Source organism: Ruegeria sp. ABV4_181, from assembly GCF_056158465.1.
On sequence record NZ_JBSWTI010000002.1, the window covers coordinates 3,477,087 to 3,497,607 of the forward strand.

Here is a 20,521-nt window from a genome sequence, read left to right on the forward strand (position 1 = left end):
GAACATAGTTCCAAGTAATAAATCAAGGGTTAATTTTGGAAACAAACACCAACTATGGTATCCAAACAGCACATGAATGCAGGATCAGACCATCGCACCCGCGAGTGAATTCGCGCCCGATCCGGTGATCAGAACATCCTTCAGCTCGCCAATTGCGACATCGGCATCGGATACGTGAACCGAGTGCAGATACTCAGATTTTCCAACCATTTGACCGGGCAGACGGCCGGTTTTTTCAAACAGAACGCGCACCTTGCGGCCAACCATGGCGTCCTGAATTTCGCGCTGATGTCGGGTGATCAGCGCTTGCAGGCGCTGTAGGCGGTCATCCGCCGCCTCGGGATCAACCTGAGACCTCTCGGCTGCAGGTGTTCCGGGCCTGGTCGAATATTTGAACGAATAGGCATAGCCGTATCTGACCTCTTCCACCAGATCCAGCGTGGCCTGGAAATCGGCTTCGGTTTCTTCGGGGAAGCCAACAATGAAGTCTCCGGACATCATGATATCCGGACGCGCCGCCCGGATCCGTTCGATCAGTCGCAGGTAGCTTTCCGCCGTGTGGCTGCGGTTCATGCGCTTGAGAATTCTGTCGGAACCGGACTGCACCGGCAGATGCAGGTAAGGCATCAGCTTGTCGCAGGTTCCGTGCGCCTCGATCAGGTCCTCGCCCATGTCATTCGGGTGCGACGTGGTAAAGCGGATGCGCTCCAGCCCGTCGACCTTGTTGAGCTCCCAGATCAGTCCGGCCAGCGTCATGTCACCGTTCGGGCCGGCCCCGTGATAGGCATTCACGTTCTGACCCAGCAGAGTGATCTCGCGTACGCCACGCTCGACCAGATCACGCGCCTCGCGCAGAATGCGATCGGCAGGACGGCTGACTTCGGCCCCGCGGGTATAGGGCACCACGCAGAACGCGCAGAATTTGTCACAGCCTTCCTGTACGGTCAGAAATGCCTTCGGGCCGCGCTTGGCCTTGGGGCGGTTCTTGAGCTTCTCGAACTTATCCTCTTCGGGGAAATCCGTATCCAGCGCCTTGGCGCCTTCGCGCGTCTTTGCCTCCATCTCGGGCAGGCGGTGATAGCTTTGCGGCCCCACGACCAGATCGACCAATGGCTGGCGACGCATGATTTCCTCGCCTTCGGCCTGCGCAACACACCCGGCGACACCGATCTTGAGATCAGGCTTTTCAACCTTCAGACCCTTGAACCGGCCAAGTTCGGAATACACCTTTTCGGCCGCTTTTTCTCGAATGTGGCAGGTGTTCAGCAGAATCATATCTGCATCGTCGGCACTTTGGGTTTCGACATAGCCCTGACCACCCAGCGTTTCGGCCATCCGCTCGCTGTCATAGACATTCATCTGACAACCATAGGTTTTGATGTACAGCTTTTTGGGTTCCGACATGGATGGTGCCTTTGCGTTCGCGGGATCGGCGTCCTCTATACCCAACGAACGCCGCTTGCAATGGCGAGGCGATTACCCGATTTTGACCGAAGATTCCAGCAAAGTGGAACCAGACAGGCCATGCAATACGACTCTCTCGATGAATTCCTCTCTTCTGGCGTTCCTACTCTTGCCAGAGGTCCGGTGGCCCTGGTCTTCGCCGAAGATGACGTCGAGGTCGACAGCACCATCCGCCATCATCTGAACCTTGGCTTTGCCGCTCTGGTCGCCTTCATGCCGCAGGATTTCGAACTGGATTCCGATCTGACGGACAGAATTCATCGGGTCACACTGACCTGCGCACCCCGCACGGTCGTGTTCGACGCAATCAACAAGGTTATACAGGCCGCACCCGGCTTGTGGATGTATTATTGCTACAATGCCGAGTTTTTGTTCTTCCCGTTCTGCGAAACCCGGACCATCGGTGAACTGCTGGCCTTTCACACAGAGGAGCGTCGGGACGCAATGCTCAGCCATGTTGTCGACCTTTATGCCGACGATCTGGACGTCTTTCCCAACGGCGTTGCTCCGGATCGCGCGATGCTGGACAGCACAGGCTATTACGCCCACACCCGCCACGACGCCGAAGGTCACCCGCTGGAGCGGCAGCTGGATATGTCCGGCGGTCTGCGCTGGCGGTTTGAGGATCATATCCCGTACGAGCGTCGCCGGATCGACCGGATCGCTTTGTTCAGATCCCGCAAGGGTCTGCAATTACTGCCGGATCACACGTTCAATGAACCGGAATACAACACGTATTCCTGCCCATGGCATCACAACGTGACCGCAGGCATCTGTTCGTTCCGCGCCGCCAAGGCCCTGAAAAGCAACGCCGGGTCGACGTTCGACATCCCAACCTTTCTCTGGCGCAATTCGGTTCCGTTCGAATGGACGTCGCGGCAGCTGCTTGACCTCGGGCTGATCGAATTGGGCCAGTGGTTCTGACGCGCGCCGGTTCAGCGTCGCAGCAGCACCGGAAACCAATCCTCGCGCAGTCGCTGGCCGGGTGTCATGTCATGCCCCGGAAACGGCGGTGAGGTCCGGCCCGGCCGGTTTACATAGCGCGCATCATCCCCGACCAGACGCAGCGAAAACGCCCGGCGGCGGCTGTCGGAATGGTTGCCGCGCGCACCATGCAGGGTTCGGTAATTGAAGGCCACCGCATCGCCCGGCTCCATTTCGAACTCCACGATTGTCATGCCCTCGGCGTCCGGGTCCGGCACAGGGATGTACTGACCCTCATCGGGGAAGAACCCCTCCTCCGAGACCCAGCGCGTCGGCAGGACCTCTTTGTCCCAGCGATGCGATCCGGCCACGCAACGCAGCGTTGCCTGTTTCACCGGGTCGAGAGGTGACCAGAAGCTGATCGTCTGCTGCCCTTCGACAAAATAATACGGCCCGTCCTGATGCCATGGGGTCGCCATCGAGGTTCCCGGTTCCTTGACCAGAACGTGATCATGAAACATCTGCACGGTCTGCGACTGCATCAGATCTGCCGCGACCTCAGCCACCGGAGAGGTCTCGATCACCTGACGGAACTGATCGATACGCGACCAGTTGCAGTAATCGTCAAAGAATAACCCGGTCTCGCCCTGCTTTTTGTTTTCCGAGGCATAAGGACCCGGCTCCGCCATGTTCGCGGCGACGCCTTCGCGCAGGGTCTCGACATGGTCGGCGAACAGCCTTCTGATCAGGACAACGCCATCTTCCTGATAGGTGTCGATCATCTCTTGCGTGACCAGCGAGTGCGTCATTTCCGTCTCCGTTCCTGCGATTGGATCATCTGCACATGGAAAGGACGTCTGTTCAAATCATATCTTTCAAATATAGACTTAACTTCATGTTATATATTTCCCTGCGCCAATACGAATATGTCTGCGCCATCGGGCGCCATGGCAGCCTGTCCGCCGCGGCACAGCATCTGAACGTCTCGCAACCGGCGCTGTCAAACGCGCTGACGCGGGTGGAAGAGAAATTGGGCCATCCCCTGTTTGCCCGCAAACGCGGCGCGGCCTTGTCGCTGACACCGCAGGGCCGCAGGTTCATCGAAGATGCCGAGGCATTACTGGCCAGTGCCGCACGGCTTGAGAATGCTTCCGCGCCCAGCGCAGGCACTGCGCGGCTGCGGCTCGGGTGTTTTGAGGATCTGGCGCCGTTCCTGCTTGCGCGGGCCTTGCGGGAACTGCAGGGGGCCCTGCCGGATGTCGCCTTGTCTTACAGGGTGGCCGGGTTTCAGGGCCTGATCACCGACCTGATTGAAGGGCGCATCGATCTTGCGCTAACCTATGCCTTGAGCATGGATGCGACCTTTACCCGTCACAGGCTGTTCACGAATACGCCCAAGGCACTAATGGCACCATCCCACCCTCTGGCCACGCGAGAAGGTGTATCGCTGCGCGATCTGGCCGCCCATCCGCTGATCCTTTCGACCGAGGGGCTTTCGGCGCAGCATATTCTGGGGCTGTTTCGGCAGATCGGCGAAGAACCGACCGTCGCACATCGCGCGGCATCGCTGGAAATTCAGCGCAGCCTGGCCGCAAATCACGAAGGCGTCGCAATAAGTTACGCCGGCACGCCTGCCGATTTCAGCTATGACGGAATGCCACTGATCAGCCTACCCGTCTCTGATCCGTTCGCGGCCGAACCGGTGATCCTGGCGCGACACGGCACAGGCCCCGCCGATACGCAAACGGTGGCGGCAGAACGTGTTTTGATCCGATTGATGACGTAGGACTATTTCTTCCGCAGGCGGATCACCACGTCAACCGACGCGATTTCGACGCCTTCGGGCGCTTTGGGCAGGCGTTGTATCACCAGCTCGTCAGAGGGCGCATCGCTAAGCCGGCCCTCATCTTCCCAGAAGAAATGGGGATGGTCGTGGGTGTTGGTGTCGAAATAGCTTTTCGACCCGTCCACAGTGATTTCCTGCAGGACACCGGCATCGCAGAAGGCGCGCAGCGTGTTGTAGACCGTCGCCAGCGACACAGCATCACCATTCTTTTTTGCGGCCTCGAACAGGCTTTCGGCCGTTACGTGGCGATGACGGCCATCGCCAACCAACAACTCGGCAAGCGCCACCCGCTGGCGCGTCGGACGCAATCCGGCGTCCACCAACCAATTCGTGGCAATGTTCTGGCTCTGAGGCGTCATGAATCCGAAACCTGTTTGTTGCTGAGCTATATATAAGTGCGCTGGTCAGGTAATTTCAAATGAAATTCATTCGCAAAGAATGGTCTGAACACAACATGATGTGGGCCAGTGCTCTTGCAGGACCTTGCATACGGGTGCTAGGTGAGGCCAGATATAACGAACGGACCCCTGGCAGGAGAGGCGGCAGAATGGCCCAATTCCCGAGCAGCTTTGACAAGGACGATCTGCTGAAATGCGCCCGTGGCGAATTATTCGGCCCCGGAAACGCGCAGTTGCCCGCCCCGCCGATGCTGATGATGGACCGGATCACCGACATTTCGGCTGATGGCGGCGCGCACGGCAAGGGTCATGTGCTGGCGGAATTCGATATTGTTCCGGACCTGTGGTTCTTTGACTGCCACTTCCCCGGCAACCCGATCATGCCGGGCTGTCTGGGGCTGGACGGGCTGTGGCAACTGACCGGGTTCAACCTGGGCTGGCGCGGCTGGCAGGGGCGCGGCATGGCTGTGGGCGTTGGCGAGGTCAAGCTGACCGGAATGGTGCGCCCGGACCGCAAGATGCTGACTTACAAAATCGACTTTAAGAAGGCGATCCAGACCCGCCGACTGACCATGGGTGTGGCGGATGGTATCGTCGAAGCCGACGGTGAATTGATTTACGACGTTAAGGACATGAAAGTCGTTCTGTCCGAAGCCTGAGCCTGACCGGCCCGAAATAAGGAGCACGCACATGCGTCGAGTAGTTGTCACCGGTTTGGGGGTCGTCTCCTCCATCGGGAACAATGCCGAAGAGGTTCTGGCCTCTCTCAAAGCCGGCAAGTCCGGAATCGAGGCCAATGACCAGATGGTCGAACATGGCTTTCGCAGCCAGATTGCGGGGTCGCTCAAGATCGACGTGGCCGAGCATGTGGACAAGCGCACCCTGCGCTTTATGGGTCCCGGCGCAGCTTACGCGCACATCGCCATGAACCAGGCTATTGCCGATGCCGGTCTGACCGAAGATCAGGTCGTGAATCCGCGCACCGGACTGGTCGCAGGCTCTGGCGGGCCATCCACCAGCGCGATGCTGACCGCGCATCAGACTGTCCTGAAGAACGGTGCAACCAAGCGGATCGGGCCTTTCGCGGTGCCGAAATGCATGTGTTCGACGATTTCCGCCAATCTTGCGACCGCTTTCAAGATCAAAGGCATCAACTACTCGATCACATCGGCCTGCTCGACCTCGCTGCACTGCATCGGTAACGCGGCGGAACAGATCATGATGGGCAAGCAGGATGTCATGTTCGCGGGTGGCGGTGAAGAACTCGACTGGACCCTGTCCTGCCTGTTCGACGCGATGGGTGCGATGTCCTCTAAATACAATGACACGCCGGAAAAAGCCTCGCGCGCATTCGATCAGGACCGCGACGGGTTCGTGATTTCGGGCGGCGGCGGCATCGTCGTGCTTGAAGACCTGGACCACGCCCTGGCCCGTGGTGCCAAGATTTACGCGGAGGTCACCGGCTTTGCGGCCACTTCGGACGGTCACGACATGGTGGCCCCGTCCGGTGAAGGCGGCGAGCGTGCGATGCGCCTGGCTCTGGCGACGCTGCCCGAGGGGCGCAAGGTGGATTACATCAACGCCCACGGCACTTCGACCCCGGTCGGAGATGTCGGCGAGGTCGAAGCGGTGCGCCGCATATTCGGTGAAGGCAGCGTGCCCCCGATCTCGTCAACAAAATCGATGACGGGTCACGCGCAAGGCGCGGCTGGTGCGCTTGAGGCGATTTTCTGCCTGCTGATGTTGCACCATGATTTCATTACGCCGTCGATCAATGTCGACACACTTGCCGAAGGCATCCTGCCCGGTGAAATTGCTACTCAAGTAGTTGAAAATGCAGGCTTGGACAGTGTCATGACCAACAGCTTCGGCTTTGGTGGCACGAACGGGTCCATGGTTCTGTCAAAGTATAACGGGTGAACATGATGTCGGATCTTCTAAAGGGCAAACGCGGCCTGATTATGGGCGTGGCCAATGACCGCTCGATTGCGTGGGGTATTGCCAAGGCCATGCATGAGGCCGGTGCCGAGCTGGCATTCACCTATCAGGGCGAGGCGTTTGGCAAGCGGCTGGAACCGCTGGCCCAAAGCCTTGGCAGCGATTTCATGGTCGATGCGGATGTCACCGACGACGTCTCGCTGGACCGCGCGTTCGAGGAGCTGGGCGCCCGCTGGCCAACGATCGATTTCGTGGTTCACGCGATTGCCTATTCGGACAAATCGGAACTGACCGGTCGGTTCCTGAACACCACACGCGCGAACTTCAAACACTCGATGGACGTATCCGCCTATTCCTTTATCGAGGTCGCCCGCCGCGCCTACCCTCTGATGAAAGACAATGGCGGCAGTCTGCTGACGCTGACCTATCAGGGTTCAAACCGGGTTGTGCCGAACTACAACGTGATGGGCGTAGCAAAGGCCGCGCTGGAATCGGCAACGCGTTACCTGGCCAATGATCTTGGCCCCGAAGGTATCCGCGTGAACGCCATCTCACCCGGCCCGATGAAAACGCTGGCCGGTGCGGCCATCGGTGGCGCGCGCAAGACCTATAAGTTCTGCGACCAGAACGCCCCAATGCGTTCCAATGCGACGCTGGAAGCGGTCGGCGGGACCGCGGTTTACCTGACATCGGATGCCGGGGCCTGCACCTCGGGCGAGATCATCCGAGTGGACGGCGGGTTCCATGTTCTCGGAATGCCACAGCCCGATTTCATGTGACCCGATCTTTCCCTGCCCGCGCCCAGATTTGACCATCTTTCGCTGGCAGGGATAGCGGCATGAGCAAAGCAGACCAAATTCTCGCTACCGCCGCGCGCGGTTCCCGATCCCGGCGCAAGCCCGGATTTCTGGGCCAGCACGGCCGAATCGCGTTGCTGACCCTGACCACCTTGCTGATTCTGTTTGTGTTTTTCACACAGCCCGAGGTCCGCACGGCCTTCAAATCCTGGGCCAGCCTGATAACGGGCTGACCCGACACCCTGATCTCAGGGCTGTCAGTTGACCGAGACGACCTCAATCTCGAAAATCAGATCCTGCCCCGCCAATGGGTGGTTTGCGTCCAGTGTCACTGTCGCGTCATTCGCCTCGACAACGATCACCGGCAAAGCCTGCCCGTCCGGGGTTTGCATTTGCAACTGAGTGCCGGGTTCCAAAGGGATGTCATCCGGAATGCCTTCGCGGGGAATATCCTGACGCATTGCGGGGTTGATCGGGCCATAGGCGTCAACACAGGCAATCTCGACACGCTTTTTCTCACCAACGGTAAGGCCGGGAATGGCCGAATCCAGCCCGGGAATGATTTGGCCCGACCCGACCACGAATTCCAGCGGATCGCGTCCCTCGGAGCTGTCGAACACTTTTCCGTCCAGCAGCGTTCCGGTGTAATGGATGCGAACTGTGTCGCCTTGTTTTATTGCGGTCATGCGTGGCCTCCGGCCTCAAAGGGGTTGAGCGGCCAAGCCTAGGGTGTGACACGGTATTGTAAACCCTTGCCTCTTTTGCCCTCTCAACTCTTGTGCCAACCTGCGCGCAACCGAGGGAGGGGAATGGATGCCAATCAAAACCTGCGTTTTTGACGCCTATGGAACATTGTTCGATGTCGCCGCCGCCGCGCGCCAGGCCGCGGCTGAGCCCGGCTTTGAGCATTTGCAGGAAAAGTGGCCTGAACTGGCCAATCACTGGCGCCTGAAGCAACTCCAATATACCTGGCTGCGCGCGGTTGCGGATGCCCATGCCGACTTTTGGGATGTGACACAGGACGGGCTGGACTGGGCGCTTGAGGCGACAGGTCTGGACGGCGACCCGATCCTGCGCCAGCGCCTGCTTGACCTGTACTGGCAATTGCAGGCTTATCCGGAAGTTCCCGCGATGCTGGCCGCGCTGAAAAAGGGTGGCCTGCAAACGGCGATCCTGTCCAACGGATCGCCGCCGATGCTGGACGGGGCGGTGCAATCGGCAGGCATTGGCGCAGTGTTGGATGACGTTCTGTCCGTGGAAAGCGTCGGCGTCTTCAAGCCCCACGCGCGGGTCTACGATCTGGTGCAGCAGAGGTTTGGCGGCACCCGGGACGAAGTTCTGTTCGTCAGTTCAAACGGTTGGGATGCAGCGGGGGCCAGCGGGTACGGGTTCGTCACCGCCTGGGTCAATCGTGCAGGCGAGCCTATGGACCGCTTGCCTTGGAACCCCGCCCATGTTCTGTCCGACCTGACGACCATTCCCAAGTTGGCAGGACTTTGATGCCTTTCTTCACAACGTCTGACGGCCGGCGCATTTTCTTTGAGGACAAGGGCTCTGGCCTGCCTCTGCTATGCCTGGCCGGGTTGACCCGCAACAGCCGCGATTTCTCGTTCCTGGCGCCGCATGTGGCCGATCTTCGGATGATCGCAATGGACTATCGCGGGCGCGGCAACTCCGATTACGACCCGGATTACGCGAATTACAATGTTGTCCGTGAAGCCGATGATGTGATCGAGTTGCTGGACCATCTGGAACTGGACCGGGCGGTTCTTCTGGGCACCTCCCGGGGTGGGCTGATTGCCATGGTTCTTGCAACCAGCCACCCGGATCGATTGGCCGGCGTGATCCTGAATGACGTCGGTCCGGTGCTGGAACCAGCGGGGATCGCGAAGATCATGGACTATGTCGGCAAACCACCGGTTTCGAAAACCTATGATGAGGCCGCAAATGCCCTGCAGCACACGATGGAACCGCATTTTCACGGTGTTACGCCCGACCATTGGCGGCGGCAGGTGGAAAACCAGTACGAACAGACCCAAGACGGACTTGCTCTGCGCTACGATCCGGCGCTGAGATCGGCGCTGCTGGAACAGGCCGCTGCCGGTGCCGCCCCCGACTTGTGGCCAATATTCGACGCCTTGCGCAATATCCCGACCGGGGTCCTTCGTGGTGCAAATTCGGATGTCCTCGGCAAGGAAACGCTGATCGAAATGCAAAAACGTCATCCCGGTCTTATGTCTGCGGAAGTGCCGGATCGGGGACATGTTCCCTTTTTGAACGAGCCGCAGTCGCTGGACCTCATTCGCAAGGTATTGGACACCGTATGAGCACTTTGGAACTGATAGAAGCCGCCGCCGGGCGGTTGAAGGGCCACGTGCGGGAAACCCCGCTGCTGAACTCGCCGTTTCTGGATGAAATGGCGGGACGGCGGGTATTGGTAAAACCCGAATGCCTGCAGCATACCGGCAGTTTCAAATTCCGCGGTGCATGGTCGGCGATCTCTGCGCTCAGCGATGCGGATCGACAGCGCGGGGTCATCGCGTATTCATCCGGCAACCACGCGCAGGGCGTCGCCTATGCCGCGGCGAAACACGGGGTTTCGTCGGTCATCGTCATGCCATCGGATGCCCCGGTGCTGAAGATCAACAACACACGCGCATTGGGCGGAGAGGTCGTTCTGTACGACCGCGCCAATGAAAGCCGGGAAGACATCGGCGAGGCTTTGGCCGCAGAACGCGGCCTGACCCTGATCCGCCCCTATGACGAACCGCAGGTAATCGCAGGTCAGGGCACAACCGGTCTGGAAATCGCCCGGCAAGCGGCCGCTGCGGGGGTCGATCAGGCAGATGTGCTTGTATGTTGCGGCGGCGGAGGGCTGACATCGGGCATCGCCTTGGCACTTGAAGCCCACGCGCCCGGTCTGCGCCCGCGCCCTTGCGAACCGGAAGGGTTTGACGACGTCAAACGGTCTCTGGCGACCGGACAGATACAGAACAACAATGCGTCTTCGGGCAATATTTGCGACGCGATCCTGACGCCCCAGCCGGGGCAGATCACCTTTCCAATCCTGCGCCGCCTTTGTGGGCCTGGTCTTTCGGTCACCGAAGACGAGGCGCTGCGGGCCATGGCCCAAGCCTTTCTGCGATTGAAAATCGTGCTGGAACCGGGCGGGGCCGTATCGCTTGCCTCGGCACTGTTCCGCCGCGACGAAATTGAGGGCGATACAGTGATCGTTGTGGCATCGGGGGGAAACACCGACCCCGAAGTCTTTGGAAAAGCGCTGGAATTCCTGACCTGACAATGGTTTACCTTTGGGTCAGTTTGCAATGGTTGGGTGTGACGACAGGGGATTAAGTCATGCAGATCGCGGACCTTGGGGACGTGCAGCTTCACTATAGGATCGATGGTGATCCGAATGGCGCACCGGTTGTCTTTGCCAATTCGTTGGGCACCGATCTGCGCCTTTGGGATGCGGTGTTGCCCCATCTTCCGGCCGGGTTGCGGTTGATCCGATACGACAAAAGGGGGCATGGGCTGTCCTCGCTGCCCCCTGCGCCCTATTCGATGGGCGCACTGGTCCGCGATGCCGAGGCATTGCTGGACCATCTTGAAGTGCAGGACTGCGTTTTTGTCGGCCTCTCCATCGGCGGGCTGATCGCGCAGGGGCTGGCCGTAAAGCGCATGGATCAGGTGCGGGCGCTGGTTCTGTCCAATACGGCGGCCAAGATCGGCACCCCGTCGATGTGGCAGGACCGGATGCAGGCCGTTCGCAAGGGCGGAATCGAAGCCCTGGCGGACGCGACGATGGAGCGCTGGTTTTCCAAACGCTTTCGCGCAACACCGGGCTATCTGCCCTGGCGCAACATGATGGTCCGGCAACCCGTTGACGGGTTTCTGGGGTGCTGTGCCGCGATATCCGGAACGGATTTCTACACACCAACCAGCGGTCTGCGGCTGCCAACGCTGGGCATCGCCGGCAGCGAGGACGGCTCGACCCCGCCGGATCTGGTGCGTGAAACCATCGACCTGATCCCGGGTGCGCGGTTCGAGTTGATGCGCCGGGCCGGACACTTGCCCTGTGTCGAGCAGCCGACGGAATACGCGGCGCTGCTGCGGCGTTTTCTGACCGATGTCGGACATGTGTGAAGGAGTGCGAATTTGGCGGATTTTCTGATGGTCCACGGGTCCTGTCACGGCGCCTGGTGCTGGCGTGACCTGATCCCCGCGCTTGAAGCTTATGGCCACACGGTACGCGCCATTGACATGCCCAGCCACGGCTCGGACCCGACGCCTGTCGCTGATGTCACGCTGGACAGCTGTCGCGATGCGGTCCTGTCCGCCACGACGCCCGGTTCCATAATCGTGGGTCATTCCTGGGGCGGCTATCCCATCAGCGCCGCCGCCGAGGCGAACCCGGACGCCATGCGGGCGCTGGTTTTCCTGTGCGCCTATGTCCCGCAGGAAGGGTTGTCGATGGTCGACATGCGCAAGAGGTCGCCGCGCCAGACAATCCGTGACGCTGTTGAAAAATCCACGGATGGCCTGTCCTACACGGTCCGGCCCGACAAGGTGCATGACCTGTTCTACCACGACTGCCCACCGGAAACCGTGCCATATGCGCTGGCCCGCCTGAGCCCGCAACCCATTGCGCCGCAGGAAACGCCGCTGCCGCTGACCGATCACTTTGGGCGCGTGCCCAAGGCCTATATCCGCGCGACGGATGACAGGACGATCCCCACCGAATACGAAGAACAAATGAGCCATATCGCCCCTGAAAATCTGAGATACACGATCGACAGCTCTCATTCCCCGTTCTTTTCGCAACCCCGGCATCTGGCTGAGATTCTGAACGATCTGGAACAAAAGCTGCCGCGTGCGTAAATACCCTACAGGGTTCTTCACAGTTCCGACGACCGTGATAATGTCCCGGCGAATTACTTGAATGGATGCCATGCGTCTGCCTTTTCTATTTGTGCTCGGCACGGTCATGATCGACGCAATGGGCATCGGTCTTGTGTTGCCCATCATGCCCCAACTGATCGTCGAGGTTCAGGGCGGAACGCTGGCCAACGCGGCGATCTGGGGCGGCGTGCTGAGCACGGCCTTTGCCGCCATGCAGTTCATCTTTGGGCCCATTCTGGGAAACCTGTCCGACGCGTATGGGCGGCGCACGGTTCTGCTGGTGTCGTTATTCGTCATGTCTCTGGATTATGTGGTGATGGCGGTCGCCGGAAGCATCTGGCTGCTGCTGGCCGGGCGCATCGTGGGCGGCGTCACGGCCGCGACCCACGCAACCGCGGCGGCGTTTATGGCGGATGTCTCGAAACCCCATGAGAAAGCTGCCAATTTCGGGCTGCTCGGAGCTGCCTTTGGGGTCGGATTCGTGCTTGGACCCGTCATCGGAGGTTTGCTGAGCGAATACGGCACGCGCGCGCCCTTCTGGGCGGCGGCGGCATTGTCCGCACTTACGTTCCTGGCCGGGCTGTTGGTGATGCCCGAAACGGTGACCGACAAAACACGCAGAGCCTTCAACCTGCGACGCGCCAACCCCGTGAATTCACTGCGCGCAATCGCGGCCCTGCCCGGCATTCGGCCGATGCTTTGGGTGTATTTCCTCTACTCGGTGTCAATCTACGTCTATCCCGCGATCTGGGCGTATTTCACAACCGAACGGTTTGGCTGGTCACCACAGATGATCGGCCTGTCGCTGGGTGTCTACGGCATTGGCATGGCCGCCGTGCAAGGCGGTTTGATCCGTCCCGCCACCCGGTATCTGGGCGAGCGGGTCACGATCATCTACGGCATGACATTCGAGATTGTCAGTTTTCTGCTGCTGGCTTTTCTGACCAATGGTTTCATCGCCCTGATGCTGATCCCTATCACCGCACTGGGCGCTGTCGTCACCCCCGCGCTTCAGGCCCTGATGTCACGTGTGACGCCCAACTCGCAACAGGGCGAGCTACAGGGTGTCCTGACCTCGCTGCACGCCCTTTCGATGATAATCTCGCCGCTGGTGATGACCGGTGTCTTTGCGCAGTTCGCAAGACCCGAAGCGCCGATCTATCTTCCTGGGGCACCATTCCTGCTGGCCATGCTGCTGATGTTCCTCGGATTTGGTCTGTTTTTGCGTTCACGCCCCGCCGTGGCGTAACAACGACGCAATCATGACGGTTTCCGTCTTGCAGCGCGCATCTTCCCGCGTCACCGTGACAAAAACGGAATGAGGGAAACCATGCAATCCATCAAAGCGGCTGTTTGCCGGGCATTCGCCGAACCTCTGGTCATCGAAGACGTTCTGCTTGCCCCACCGGGGATGGGTGAGGTCGAAGTCACTCTGGACGCCGTTGCGATCTGCCATTCGGATATCTCTTACGCCAGCGGCGCGTGGGGTGGTTTTTTGCCCGCCGTTTACGGGCATGAAGCCGCAGGGGTAATCACCGCAACCGGTGAGGCCGCCGGCGGGTTTCAGGTGGGCGACCCGGTTGTGGTGACGCTGATCCGCGCCTGCGGGTCATGCCCCACCTGCGCCGGTGGCCAGCCCACGCAATGCGAAACGCCGTTCGACACAACCAAGGGCCCTTTGCAGACCGCCGACGGCGCGCCGCTGGATCAAGCCATGGCTTGCGGCGCATTTGCGGAAAAAGTGGTGGTCAGCCACAGACAGGTCGTGAAAATCCCCGAAACCATGCCAAAAGATGTCGCCAGCTTGCTGTCCTGCGGTGTGATCACCGGCGTTGGGGCCGCCGTGAACGCGGCAGGTCTGCGGGCCGGGCAGGACGTTGTCGTCATCGGCGCAGGGGGTGTTGGTCTGAACGCTATTCAGGGCGCGCGAATTGCCGGGGCACGCCGGATTGTGGCCGTCGACATGACCGAAGAAAAGCTTGAAGTCGCCCGGGAATTTGGTGCCACAGACGGCATTCTGGGCAGCCTGAAAGAGCCGTGGAAGGCCGCGTTCCGTGCGTTGGGTGGCCGAGGGGCCGATGCGGTTCTGGTCACCGTCGGGGCGATCCCGGCCTACGACCAGGCACCGCGCTATCTGGGCAGGGGCGGCAAGGCCATCATGATCGGGATGCCACATTCAGGCGATATGGCCAGCTATGAACCGGTTGTACTGGCGGCGCTGGGTCAGGGGCTTGTAGGCTCCAAGATGGGGGACGTTGTCATTCAGCGCGATATTCCCTGGATGATCGATCTTTACGAACAGGGGCGGCTCAAGCTGGATGAACTGATCTCGGGCCGGTGGGCATTGTCGCAGATCAACGAAGCAATTGCCGACACCAAGACAGGTTCGGCAAAGCGCAACGTTATCGTGTTCAATCAGGGCTGAGAACGCTCGGCGGGAGAAAACCGGATGAAACTGCAGGACCTCGATATCATCGTCACCGCGCCGCCTGCTCCGGGCTGGGGTGGTCGCTACTGGATCTTGGTGAAAGTCACCACCGATACCGGGATCACCGGCTGGGGCGAATGCTATGCCTCCTCCGTCGGCCCCGAGGCCATGCGCCACGTCATCCGGGACGTGTTCGAACGGCACATGCAGAGCGAAAACCCCGAGAATATCGAACTGATGTTCCGCCGCGCCTATTCCAGCGGCTTCACTCAGCGCCCGGACCTGACGGTCATGGGCGCGTTTTCCGGCCTGGAAATCGCCTGCTGGGATATTCTGGGCAAGGACCGCGACCGCCCGGTATATGCTCTGCTGGGCGGCCTGATGAACGAACGCATCCGCGCTTATACCTACCTTTACCCCCTGCCCCAGCATAACCTGACCGATTTCTGGACCTCGCCCGAACAAGCCGGAGAATGCGCGGCGGAAATGGTCCGGCGGGGCTTCACGGCAGTGAAATTCGACCCCGCAGGCCCCTACACCATTCGTGGCGGGCATATGCCCGCAATGTCCGACATCTCGATGTCGGTGGCCTTCTGCAAGGCCATCCGCGAGGCGGTGGGCGACCAAGCCGATCTGTTGTTCGGAACCCACGGGCAGTTCAATACCGCAGGCGCGATCCGTCTGGGGCAGGCGCTGGAACCTTACGCTCCGCTGTGGTTCGAGGAACCCACACCTCCGGATATGATCGAGGATATGGCCCGCGTCGCCCGCAATGTCCGCATCCCCGTCGCAACAGGTGAGCGGATGACCACCAAGGCCGAATTCGGTGCCGTGCTGCGCGCGGGTGCGGCTGAAATCCTGCAACCGGCCCTGGGGCGCGCGGGTGGTATCTGGGAAATGAAGAAAGTCGCCGCGATGGCCGAGATATTCAACGCCCAGATGGCCCCACATCTTTACGCCGGGCCGGTCGAATGGGCAGCCAATGTCCATCTGGCCGCGTCGATCCCCAACCTGTTGCTGCTGGAAACCATCGAAACACCGTTTCACGATCAGCTGATCAAAGGCAAGTTGCGCGTTGAAAACGGGTTCGTGACCGCCCCGACCGCGCCTGGTCTCGGGATCGAAATAGACGAAGACCTGGCGCGCGCGCACCCTTACACCGGCGATGGGTTGCATCTGCAAATGCAGGAAGAGCCGTGTGACTATGTAAACGGCAATGCGTTTCAGGGCGGCGCGCCGGCGACCGAGGGGTAACAACCCGATCTGGATCAGGGCCTGTGCCGCCACACTCTAGTTACAGCACAAGGCGAAGCGTTGCGGACGGCACGGCGCGCCCATACTAAGGTCATCCGCTATGGTCCAAAGGGACGATATGCATCACGCGCCGGTCTCAGAACGCGTCGCAGTTCATGGGTTACATTTTGAACCGTTTGGCAATCCCAAGCTCTAGTTCGAGACGTATCCCGCAATTACCTGCAGCAGTTTGAACGCCGTCGCCGCGTCGTTTTCGACCACGGCCAAGAATTCCTCCTCACCGATCCGCAGACAGGACAGGTCCGTCTCGGCAATCATGCTGAGTGCACGCGGCTCCTTGCGGATCAGCCCAAGTTCACCGACCAGTGCCCCCGGCCCCACCTTGGCGATCAACTGATCCGGCCCCGTCAGTTGCGGAAGGTAAAGCCCGGCTTCGCCTTCCAGCACGACATAGGCACCATCGGTGGGCTGATCGTCTTTCAGAAAGACGATTTCGCCAGGCTTGGCATCGAACCAGCGCGCGCCGAACGCCAGCAGGCGCAGCTGTCTGCGGTCGAGACCGGAAAACAGCGGCGTCTGTTCCAGCGCACGCAGTTTGCGCGCAAGATCCGCCGATGCTGCGCTGTCTTCTTCCACTTCGGTTGGCCCTTCATCCGACACCACCCGACCCTGCCGGATTTCGACGTACATGTCGAATACTTCCGGATTCTCGAACTGATCGTTCAGATAGATGACCGTTGTGTCCGGCAACAGTGAACGCAGGTTTTTGTAAACCGCCACTTGCGTCGCCATGTCATAGCTTGCCAGCGCGTTTTCCAGGATCAGGATATCCGGCTTCTTGATCGTTGCGCGGGTAAAGGCCAGCGGTTCTGCAAACAGCGCCGGCAGGTTCTGACCGCCGATCGCCACCGGAACGTCATAGATCAGTTCGACCACCAGCGGCCGCGCGCTGTTTTCATCCAGCACGTCGACAATCAGCTTGCGCACCTCGTCCGAGCGCGCGCCGCCGATCTGGCTGACCTTGCCGAAAAGCGCATTTTCCATGACGGTCAGGCCCGGCGCGAATTCGTCCTTGTGCAGCGGTACAAAAACGTCGTGCAGACGCTCCAGCAATTTCTCGGAATGGCTGTGACGCAGTTCGAGAATCCTGTTCTTCAACTCGTCGGTGAACGCGGGGCCGATCTGTTCGGCCGAGATCACGAAGGGAACCGCCAGCAGGCTGGCAAGCTGGTCGTCGTTCAGCCCGGACACGCCCTCGTTGCGGGTCCGTTCAATCAGCTCTACCGCGGCTTCGTAGGTCTGCGCTTCCAGCCCAAGCTTGCGGAACAACGGGTGATCGGTGCCGTCCAGGCCAAAGATCTGACGCAGCATTTCGATCACGTCTCGGGTCAGGCTGACCAGTGTTTCATCCAGCCCCAGTTCGCGCAACTGGCCCAGAAAGACGGTCTGGCCCGCCAATAGCTCTTGCGTGACCGGCACGCGAGGCGTGGCGAACAACAGGTTTTCAACAACCGGCAGGGCCGCGTTGTAACAGGACCGATCAAAGATCAGCGCGTGTTGACCCAATCCGGCCTTCTGCACGGCCTGCTGTACCAGCGGGCGCAGCTCGATCAGCTTTTGCGCAAGCTCCGGATAGTCCTGTGCGTCAAATACCTGTTCGGCACCGCGTTGGAACAGGGCGGCGCCCGATCCCATCCCGTCGATTAGGTGCAGCCACCAGTCCCGCAACGCGTCCGGGCTGTTCAACCCGGCCAGGGTCGGATCCAGCCAGTCCACCCGGAACGGATCAGCGCTGTTGCCCGCCCGCTGGGTTTCGGCAAAGTCCGGGTCGTCCGATCCCGTCGACAACGGCCGAAACCGCATCGGCATCATGACGTTGTCACCCAGCGTCCCCTGAAACATGACCGGACGGGAAGAAGCGTATCCGATGCGCGCGGCCACGACACTTTGATGCAGGTCCGACATGTTTTTGCCTGCAACCTCAACCCGACCCGAACTTGGCAGAATCTCTCGGGTCAGCAGTTCCGCGACCGCGCGCCTGTCTTCTTCGCTGGGTGCGGCAATACCGATTGTCTTGCCGCCCGGGAAGGTCAGGTTCAGGTCGTCCAGCACCTGATTGCCATCCATATCCCGGACCGAAACCTGATCCAGAACAATGTCGCCGTCCAGACGGGGTTGCGTTTCGGGCTCGCCCTCAAACAGTTTTTCGTCCTGCATGCCCGGAGGGGCAAACCGCTCGATCACGACGTCCCAGCGCAACCCCATGTCCTGCGTCTGGTTGTAATAAGTCAGCAGTTCCTTCCATGGAGAACTGAGGTCCTTATAGGCGGCCAGCGCCGCAACCAGAGCGCCCAGAGACACCGATCCCTGCAGCACCAGAAGACCACCGATCAGATAGAACATGAAGGGCGTCAGCTGCGAAATGAAGTTGTTGATGAACTTCATAAAGAACTTCTTCTGGTAAATCTCGAACCGGATACCGAACAGCCGCCCCAGCTGGTCCGAGATCATTGCCCGACGGTACCGCCAGCCGCCATTGGCCCGCAGGGTCGAGGCTCCGGCGGCGTTCTCGCCGATCTGCGCGGCCAGAACGCGCACTTCCTGAATGCGTTTCTTGTTCAACAGGTTGATCTGGCGCTGCAATTTGGGGATCAGCCAGGCCTGCAGCGGGATCAGTGCGACCGCGGCCAGACCAAACCAGACGCTTTGCAGAAACAGGAAGGACAGGATCGTGATCATCTGCCCGGCCTGCAGAACCGGCTGACTGATCGCATCGCCCATCAGACCGCCCATCGGTTCGCTTTCGGCGGTGATCATCGACACCATCTCGCCCTGACTGACCCGCTCAAAATAGGGCTGGGGAAAGCGCAGCGCGCGGCTGATCAACTGATACCGGAACCGGCGCAGCATCCGCTCGCTCAACACGCCTTTCATGGTGTTGATCCGCATCTTCATCAGACCATGGGCAAGAACGGCCATCAGGAAGGCGAAACAGAGAACGACAAGGAACGTCGTCTGCGGCAGGCTGAAGCCCCAGACATCCACGACGGGACTGGCAGCACCGATTGCGTCGTTGATGATGCGTTTGGGCAGTTCCAGCGTCAGGTACAGCAGCGGAAACAGCGTCGATGTCACGGCCAGCAGGATCAGCTGGTCGCGTTTCGAGTACTTCCAGATAAAGCGGAAAATCGTACGTTCTATGGAACCTGCCCCTGTTACGGATCGCCTGTCCGATCTTGACGAAAGTGTCGCAAATCCAACAGCCTGAATTTACCGCAATCGCGGCCAGAGACGCAAATAGTTTCCAATTTGATCAGATAATCGCCGAGTGTGAACAAGTTCATTTGCGCAACCACAAATTAGCCCCTAGAGTTCGCAACAGGACGTTATCGGGAGGAGCAATTTGACTGCCAGTTTAGGCGCAGTGTTACTGATGCTCTGCTTATTGCAGATCAAACATATGTTTGCGGATTATTACCTCCAGACACCTAAAATGCTGTCGGGCCGTGGTGAGTATTTTCACTGGGGCCGGGCGCAGCATGCGGGCGTGCACGTTGTCGGCTCAGTTATCGTGTTTCTAATATTCGGCGCGCCGTGGTCCTTCATTCTGATTATTGCCGCGCTGGAATGGATCGTTCATTTCAACATCGACTTCGCCAAGGCCAGCTATTCGGACAAGAAGCAACTGATGCCAACACAGGCCGCGTTCTGGCGCGCTGCCGGGTTGGACCAATGCTTGCACAACCTGACCTATATTGCGATGGTCTGGGCCTGGGTCGAGTTCGCCACCTAGGATTTAAGGTTTCTCAAGCCACTTTGCCCAGTAATTGAGAGCGGTAAGCGGACAGCCATCGCCGGTCCAAAGCGTCGATTTTGGCCGCATCAAACGTGTGTTCGACTTCCCAATAGCGACCGGACGGAACCACATAGCCCAGCTCCTCTTCAGCTTTCAAAATGTGCGCCATCTCTTTGGTCGAAGGTAAGCTGCCATCTGACAGACTGTCCGGGTTCGCTGAGGGGAACAGCAACCGGCTTTCGCCACTTGAAAGCCGGACGACCCTGCACCCTTGCGCCGCGCCGAACAATGCAAGTCGCGCCGACTTGGCCTCAAGCGACCGAAGGCTCACATCTGCGCGCAAAGGATCCGCTGCGCCGTTGCCATAGAAATGCGTCTTGCCGGACCCGGGGTAAATCATGTCACAGCCGAAATACGCCAAAACACAGGGCCTCAGCACCGCGAGCGCCCAGTAACCGGCAGTGAAAGCCATTGTGCCGCCGGCATAGACAAACCCGCCGAACTTGTTTTGAACCGGCACATATTCGTCTGCGGTGACAATCCTCTGGTGGCTTCCGACGTTGCTGGGCCGGTTCCACGCCGGAAAGTCCTCGGGATGAATCAGCACATCCCAATCCGGTCGTATCCGCCACGCGTTGTTGATGGCGACGATGTGAGTGAACGGCGCACGCGCCCATGCCTGTGCCGCAAGCGCGCTTGGGGCGCTTCCAAGTATCAGAACGCGATTGTGCGGCTCGGTCATCCTGGGCCCCGCCTGATTGCAACTCCCAGGAA

General features: G+C 59.9%; 21 protein-coding genes. 15 read left to right on the top strand and 6 right to left on the bottom strand.

Going from position 1 to position 20,521, the window contains the following annotated elements; all coding sequences use genetic code 11:
* Positions 1 to 84: 84 nt before the first annotated feature.
* Positions 85 to 1,404 carry a tRNA (N6-isopentenyl adenosine(37)-C2)-methylthiotransferase MiaB gene (gene miaB, locus ACXAC3_RS17290; RefSeq protein ID WP_475162761.1) on the bottom strand — a complete coding sequence of 440 codons (1,320 nt, stop codon included), beginning with the start codon at positions 1,402 to 1,404 and terminating at the stop codon, positions 85 to 87.
* A 120-nt stretch (positions 1,405 to 1,524) separates the two neighbouring features.
* Here miaB and ACXAC3_RS17295 point away from each other — a divergent pair, with 120 nt between their 5' ends.
* Positions 1,525 to 2,388, top strand: coding sequence for a hypothetical protein (locus tag ACXAC3_RS17295; RefSeq protein ID WP_475162763.1), 864 nt, complete (start codon positions 1,525 to 1,527; stop codon positions 2,386 to 2,388).
* A gap of 11 nt (positions 2,389 to 2,399) precedes the next feature.
* Here ACXAC3_RS17295 and ACXAC3_RS17300 read toward each other — a convergent pair whose 3' ends face one another.
* Positions 2,400 to 3,197, bottom strand: a complete 798-nt coding sequence (locus ACXAC3_RS17300; RefSeq protein ID WP_475162767.1) for a phytanoyl-CoA dioxygenase family protein — start codon at positions 3,195 to 3,197, stop codon at positions 2,400 to 2,402.
* An 86-nt stretch (positions 3,198 to 3,283) separates the two neighbouring features.
* On the opposite strand from ACXAC3_RS17300, the gene ACXAC3_RS17305 reads away from it, so the two are divergent.
* Positions 3,284 to 4,174: a LysR family transcriptional regulator gene (locus ACXAC3_RS17305; RefSeq protein WP_475162768.1), complete on the top strand. Its 891-nt coding sequence runs from the start codon at positions 3,284 to 3,286 to the stop codon at positions 4,172 to 4,174.
* Positions 4,175 to 4,176: 2 nt separating this feature from the next.
* On the opposite strand, the gene irrA is transcribed toward ACXAC3_RS17305, so the two are convergent.
* A complete protein-coding gene (gene irrA, locus ACXAC3_RS17310; RefSeq protein WP_475162770.1) occupies positions 4,177 to 4,593 on the bottom strand; it encodes an iron response transcriptional regulator IrrA in 417 nt (138 codons plus the stop codon).
* A 188-nt stretch (positions 4,594 to 4,781) separates the two neighbouring features.
* Between irrA and fabA the strand changes: the two genes are divergently transcribed.
* From fabA to ACXAC3_RS17330, 4 genes are read left to right on the top strand one after another with little or no spacing between them, the layout of a single operon-like run.
* Entirely contained in the window at positions 4,782 to 5,291 is a 510-nt protein-coding gene (gene fabA / locus ACXAC3_RS17315; protein WP_475162773.1) for a bifunctional 3-hydroxydecanoyl-ACP dehydratase/trans-2-decenoyl-ACP isomerase, read from the top strand.
* A gap of 31 nt (positions 5,292 to 5,322) precedes the next feature.
* Complete coding sequence (gene fabB / locus ACXAC3_RS17320) at positions 5,323 to 6,552, top strand: beta-ketoacyl-ACP synthase I (protein ID WP_475162775.1); 1,230 nt, start codon at positions 5,323 to 5,325, stop codon at positions 6,550 to 6,552.
* 5 nt (positions 6,553 to 6,557) lie between these two features.
* Entirely contained in the window at positions 6,558 to 7,349 is a 792-nt protein-coding gene (locus tag ACXAC3_RS17325; RefSeq protein ID WP_475162778.1) for an enoyl-ACP reductase FabI, read from the top strand.
* A 59-nt stretch (positions 7,350 to 7,408) separates the two neighbouring features.
* Positions 7,409 to 7,600 (top strand): hypothetical protein, encoded by a 192-nt coding sequence (locus ACXAC3_RS17330; RefSeq protein ID WP_475162779.1) that lies wholly within the window; start codon positions 7,409 to 7,411, stop codon positions 7,598 to 7,600.
* Between the two features lie 24 nt (positions 7,601 to 7,624).
* Here the strand turns inward: ACXAC3_RS17330 and ACXAC3_RS17335 are convergent, their stop codons facing one another.
* Positions 7,625 to 8,053: an FKBP-type peptidyl-prolyl cis-trans isomerase gene (locus ACXAC3_RS17335; protein ID WP_475162780.1), complete on the bottom strand. Its 429-nt coding sequence runs from the start codon at positions 8,051 to 8,053 to the stop codon at positions 7,625 to 7,627.
* Positions 8,054 to 8,180: 127 nt separating this feature from the next.
* Between ACXAC3_RS17335 and ACXAC3_RS17340 the strand changes: the two genes are divergently transcribed.
* The 8 genes from ACXAC3_RS17340 to ACXAC3_RS17375 all read left to right on the top strand — a co-directional run bounded on the left by ACXAC3_RS17340 (position 8,181) and on the right by ACXAC3_RS17375 (position 15,951).
* Positions 8,181 to 8,867: a haloacid dehalogenase type II gene (locus tag ACXAC3_RS17340; RefSeq protein ID WP_475162782.1), complete on the top strand. Its 687-nt coding sequence runs from the start codon at positions 8,181 to 8,183 to the stop codon at positions 8,865 to 8,867.
* Positions 8,867 to 9,694: an alpha/beta fold hydrolase gene (locus tag ACXAC3_RS17345; RefSeq protein WP_475162785.1), complete on the top strand. Its 828-nt coding sequence runs from the start codon at positions 8,867 to 8,869 to the stop codon at positions 9,692 to 9,694. The genes ACXAC3_RS17340 and ACXAC3_RS17345 overlap by 1 nt, the downstream gene beginning before the upstream one ends.
* Positions 9,691 to 10,665, top strand: a complete 975-nt coding sequence (locus ACXAC3_RS17350; RefSeq protein WP_475162789.1) for a threonine ammonia-lyase — start codon at positions 9,691 to 9,693, stop codon at positions 10,663 to 10,665. Before ACXAC3_RS17345 ends, ACXAC3_RS17350 begins: the two co-directional genes overlap by 4 nt.
* 59 nt (positions 10,666 to 10,724) lie before the next feature.
* A complete protein-coding gene (gene pcaD, locus ACXAC3_RS17355) occupies positions 10,725 to 11,513 on the top strand; it encodes a 3-oxoadipate enol-lactonase (protein ID WP_475162792.1) in 789 nt (262 codons plus the stop codon).
* A 12-nt stretch (positions 11,514 to 11,525) separates the two neighbouring features.
* Positions 11,526 to 12,248, top strand: a complete 723-nt coding sequence (locus ACXAC3_RS17360) for an alpha/beta fold hydrolase (protein WP_475162795.1) — start codon at positions 11,526 to 11,528, stop codon at positions 12,246 to 12,248.
* 70 nt (positions 12,249 to 12,318) lie between these two features.
* Positions 12,319 to 13,518, top strand: coding sequence for a TCR/Tet family MFS transporter (locus tag ACXAC3_RS17365; protein ID WP_475162797.1), 1,200 nt, complete (start codon positions 12,319 to 12,321; stop codon positions 13,516 to 13,518).
* An 81-nt stretch (positions 13,519 to 13,599) separates the two neighbouring features.
* A complete protein-coding gene (locus ACXAC3_RS17370; protein WP_475162798.1) occupies positions 13,600 to 14,694 on the top strand; it encodes an alcohol dehydrogenase catalytic domain-containing protein in 1,095 nt (364 codons plus the stop codon).
* Positions 14,695 to 14,718: 24 nt separating this feature from the next.
* Positions 14,719 to 15,951, top strand: coding sequence for a mandelate racemase/muconate lactonizing enzyme family protein (locus tag ACXAC3_RS17375; RefSeq protein WP_475162801.1), 1,233 nt, complete (start codon positions 14,719 to 14,721; stop codon positions 15,949 to 15,951).
* Between the two features lie 192 nt (positions 15,952 to 16,143).
* Here ACXAC3_RS17375 and ACXAC3_RS17380 read toward each other — a convergent pair whose 3' ends face one another.
* Entirely contained in the window at positions 16,144 to 19,140 is a 2,997-nt protein-coding gene (locus ACXAC3_RS17380) for an ABC transporter transmembrane domain-containing protein (protein WP_475163482.1), read from the bottom strand.
* A gap of 244 nt (positions 19,141 to 19,384) precedes the next feature.
* Between ACXAC3_RS17380 and ACXAC3_RS17385 the strand changes: the two genes are divergently transcribed.
* The gene (locus tag ACXAC3_RS17385) at positions 19,385 to 19,744 is read left to right on the top strand and encodes a DUF3307 domain-containing protein (RefSeq protein ID WP_475162804.1); all 360 of its coding nucleotides are present in this window, start codon (positions 19,385 to 19,387) and stop codon (positions 19,742 to 19,744) included.
* A 13-nt stretch (positions 19,745 to 19,757) separates the two neighbouring features.
* Here the strand turns inward: ACXAC3_RS17385 and ACXAC3_RS17390 are convergent, their stop codons facing one another.
* Positions 19,758 to 20,489: a hypothetical protein gene (locus ACXAC3_RS17390; protein WP_475162808.1), complete on the bottom strand. Its 732-nt coding sequence runs from the start codon at positions 20,487 to 20,489 to the stop codon at positions 19,758 to 19,760.
* Positions 20,490 to 20,521: the final 32 nt, after the last annotated feature.

Bases quoted from the DNA above. Each gene is read 5' to 3' on its own strand.
- miaB (WP_475162761.1), bottom strand. From the start codon at position 1,404: ATGTCGGAACCCAAAAAGCTGTACATCAAAACCTATGGTTGTCAGATG.
- ACXAC3_RS17295 (WP_475162763.1), top strand. From the start codon at position 1,525: ATGCAATACGACTCTCTCGATGAATTCCTCTCTTCTGGCGTTCCTACT.
- ACXAC3_RS17300 (WP_475162767.1), bottom strand. From the start codon at position 3,197: ATGACGCACTCGCTGGTCACGCAAGAGATGATCGACACCTATCAGGAA.
- ACXAC3_RS17305 (WP_475162768.1), top strand. From the start codon at position 3,284: ATGTTATATATTTCCCTGCGCCAATACGAATATGTCTGCGCCATCGGG.
- irrA (WP_475162770.1), bottom strand. From the start codon at position 4,593: ATGACGCCTCAGAGCCAGAACATTGCCACGAATTGGTTGGTGGACGCC.
- fabA (WP_475162773.1), top strand. From the start codon at position 4,782: ATGGCCCAATTCCCGAGCAGCTTTGACAAGGACGATCTGCTGAAATGC.
- fabB (WP_475162775.1), top strand. From the start codon at position 5,323: ATGCGTCGAGTAGTTGTCACCGGTTTGGGGGTCGTCTCCTCCATCGGG.
- ACXAC3_RS17325 (WP_475162778.1), top strand. From the start codon at position 6,558: ATGTCGGATCTTCTAAAGGGCAAACGCGGCCTGATTATGGGCGTGGCC.
- ACXAC3_RS17330 (WP_475162779.1), top strand. From the start codon at position 7,409: ATGAGCAAAGCAGACCAAATTCTCGCTACCGCCGCGCGCGGTTCCCGA.
- ACXAC3_RS17335 (WP_475162780.1), bottom strand. From the start codon at position 8,053: ATGACCGCAATAAAACAAGGCGACACAGTTCGCATCCATTACACCGGA.
- ACXAC3_RS17340 (WP_475162782.1), top strand. From the start codon at position 8,181: ATGCCAATCAAAACCTGCGTTTTTGACGCCTATGGAACATTGTTCGAT.
- ACXAC3_RS17345 (WP_475162785.1), top strand. From the start codon at position 8,867: ATGCCTTTCTTCACAACGTCTGACGGCCGGCGCATTTTCTTTGAGGAC.
- ACXAC3_RS17350 (WP_475162789.1), top strand. From the start codon at position 9,691: ATGAGCACTTTGGAACTGATAGAAGCCGCCGCCGGGCGGTTGAAGGGC.
- pcaD (WP_475162792.1), top strand. From the start codon at position 10,725: ATGCAGATCGCGGACCTTGGGGACGTGCAGCTTCACTATAGGATCGAT.
- ACXAC3_RS17365 (WP_475162797.1), top strand. From the start codon at position 12,319: ATGCGTCTGCCTTTTCTATTTGTGCTCGGCACGGTCATGATCGACGCA.
- ACXAC3_RS17370 (WP_475162798.1), top strand. From the start codon at position 13,600: ATGCAATCCATCAAAGCGGCTGTTTGCCGGGCATTCGCCGAACCTCTG.
- ACXAC3_RS17375 (WP_475162801.1), top strand. From the start codon at position 14,719: ATGAAACTGCAGGACCTCGATATCATCGTCACCGCGCCGCCTGCTCCG.
- ACXAC3_RS17385 (WP_475162804.1), top strand. From the start codon at position 19,385: ATGCTCTGCTTATTGCAGATCAAACATATGTTTGCGGATTATTACCTC.
- ACXAC3_RS17390 (WP_475162808.1), bottom strand. From the start codon at position 20,489: ATGACCGAGCCGCACAATCGCGTTCTGATACTTGGAAGCGCCCCAAGC.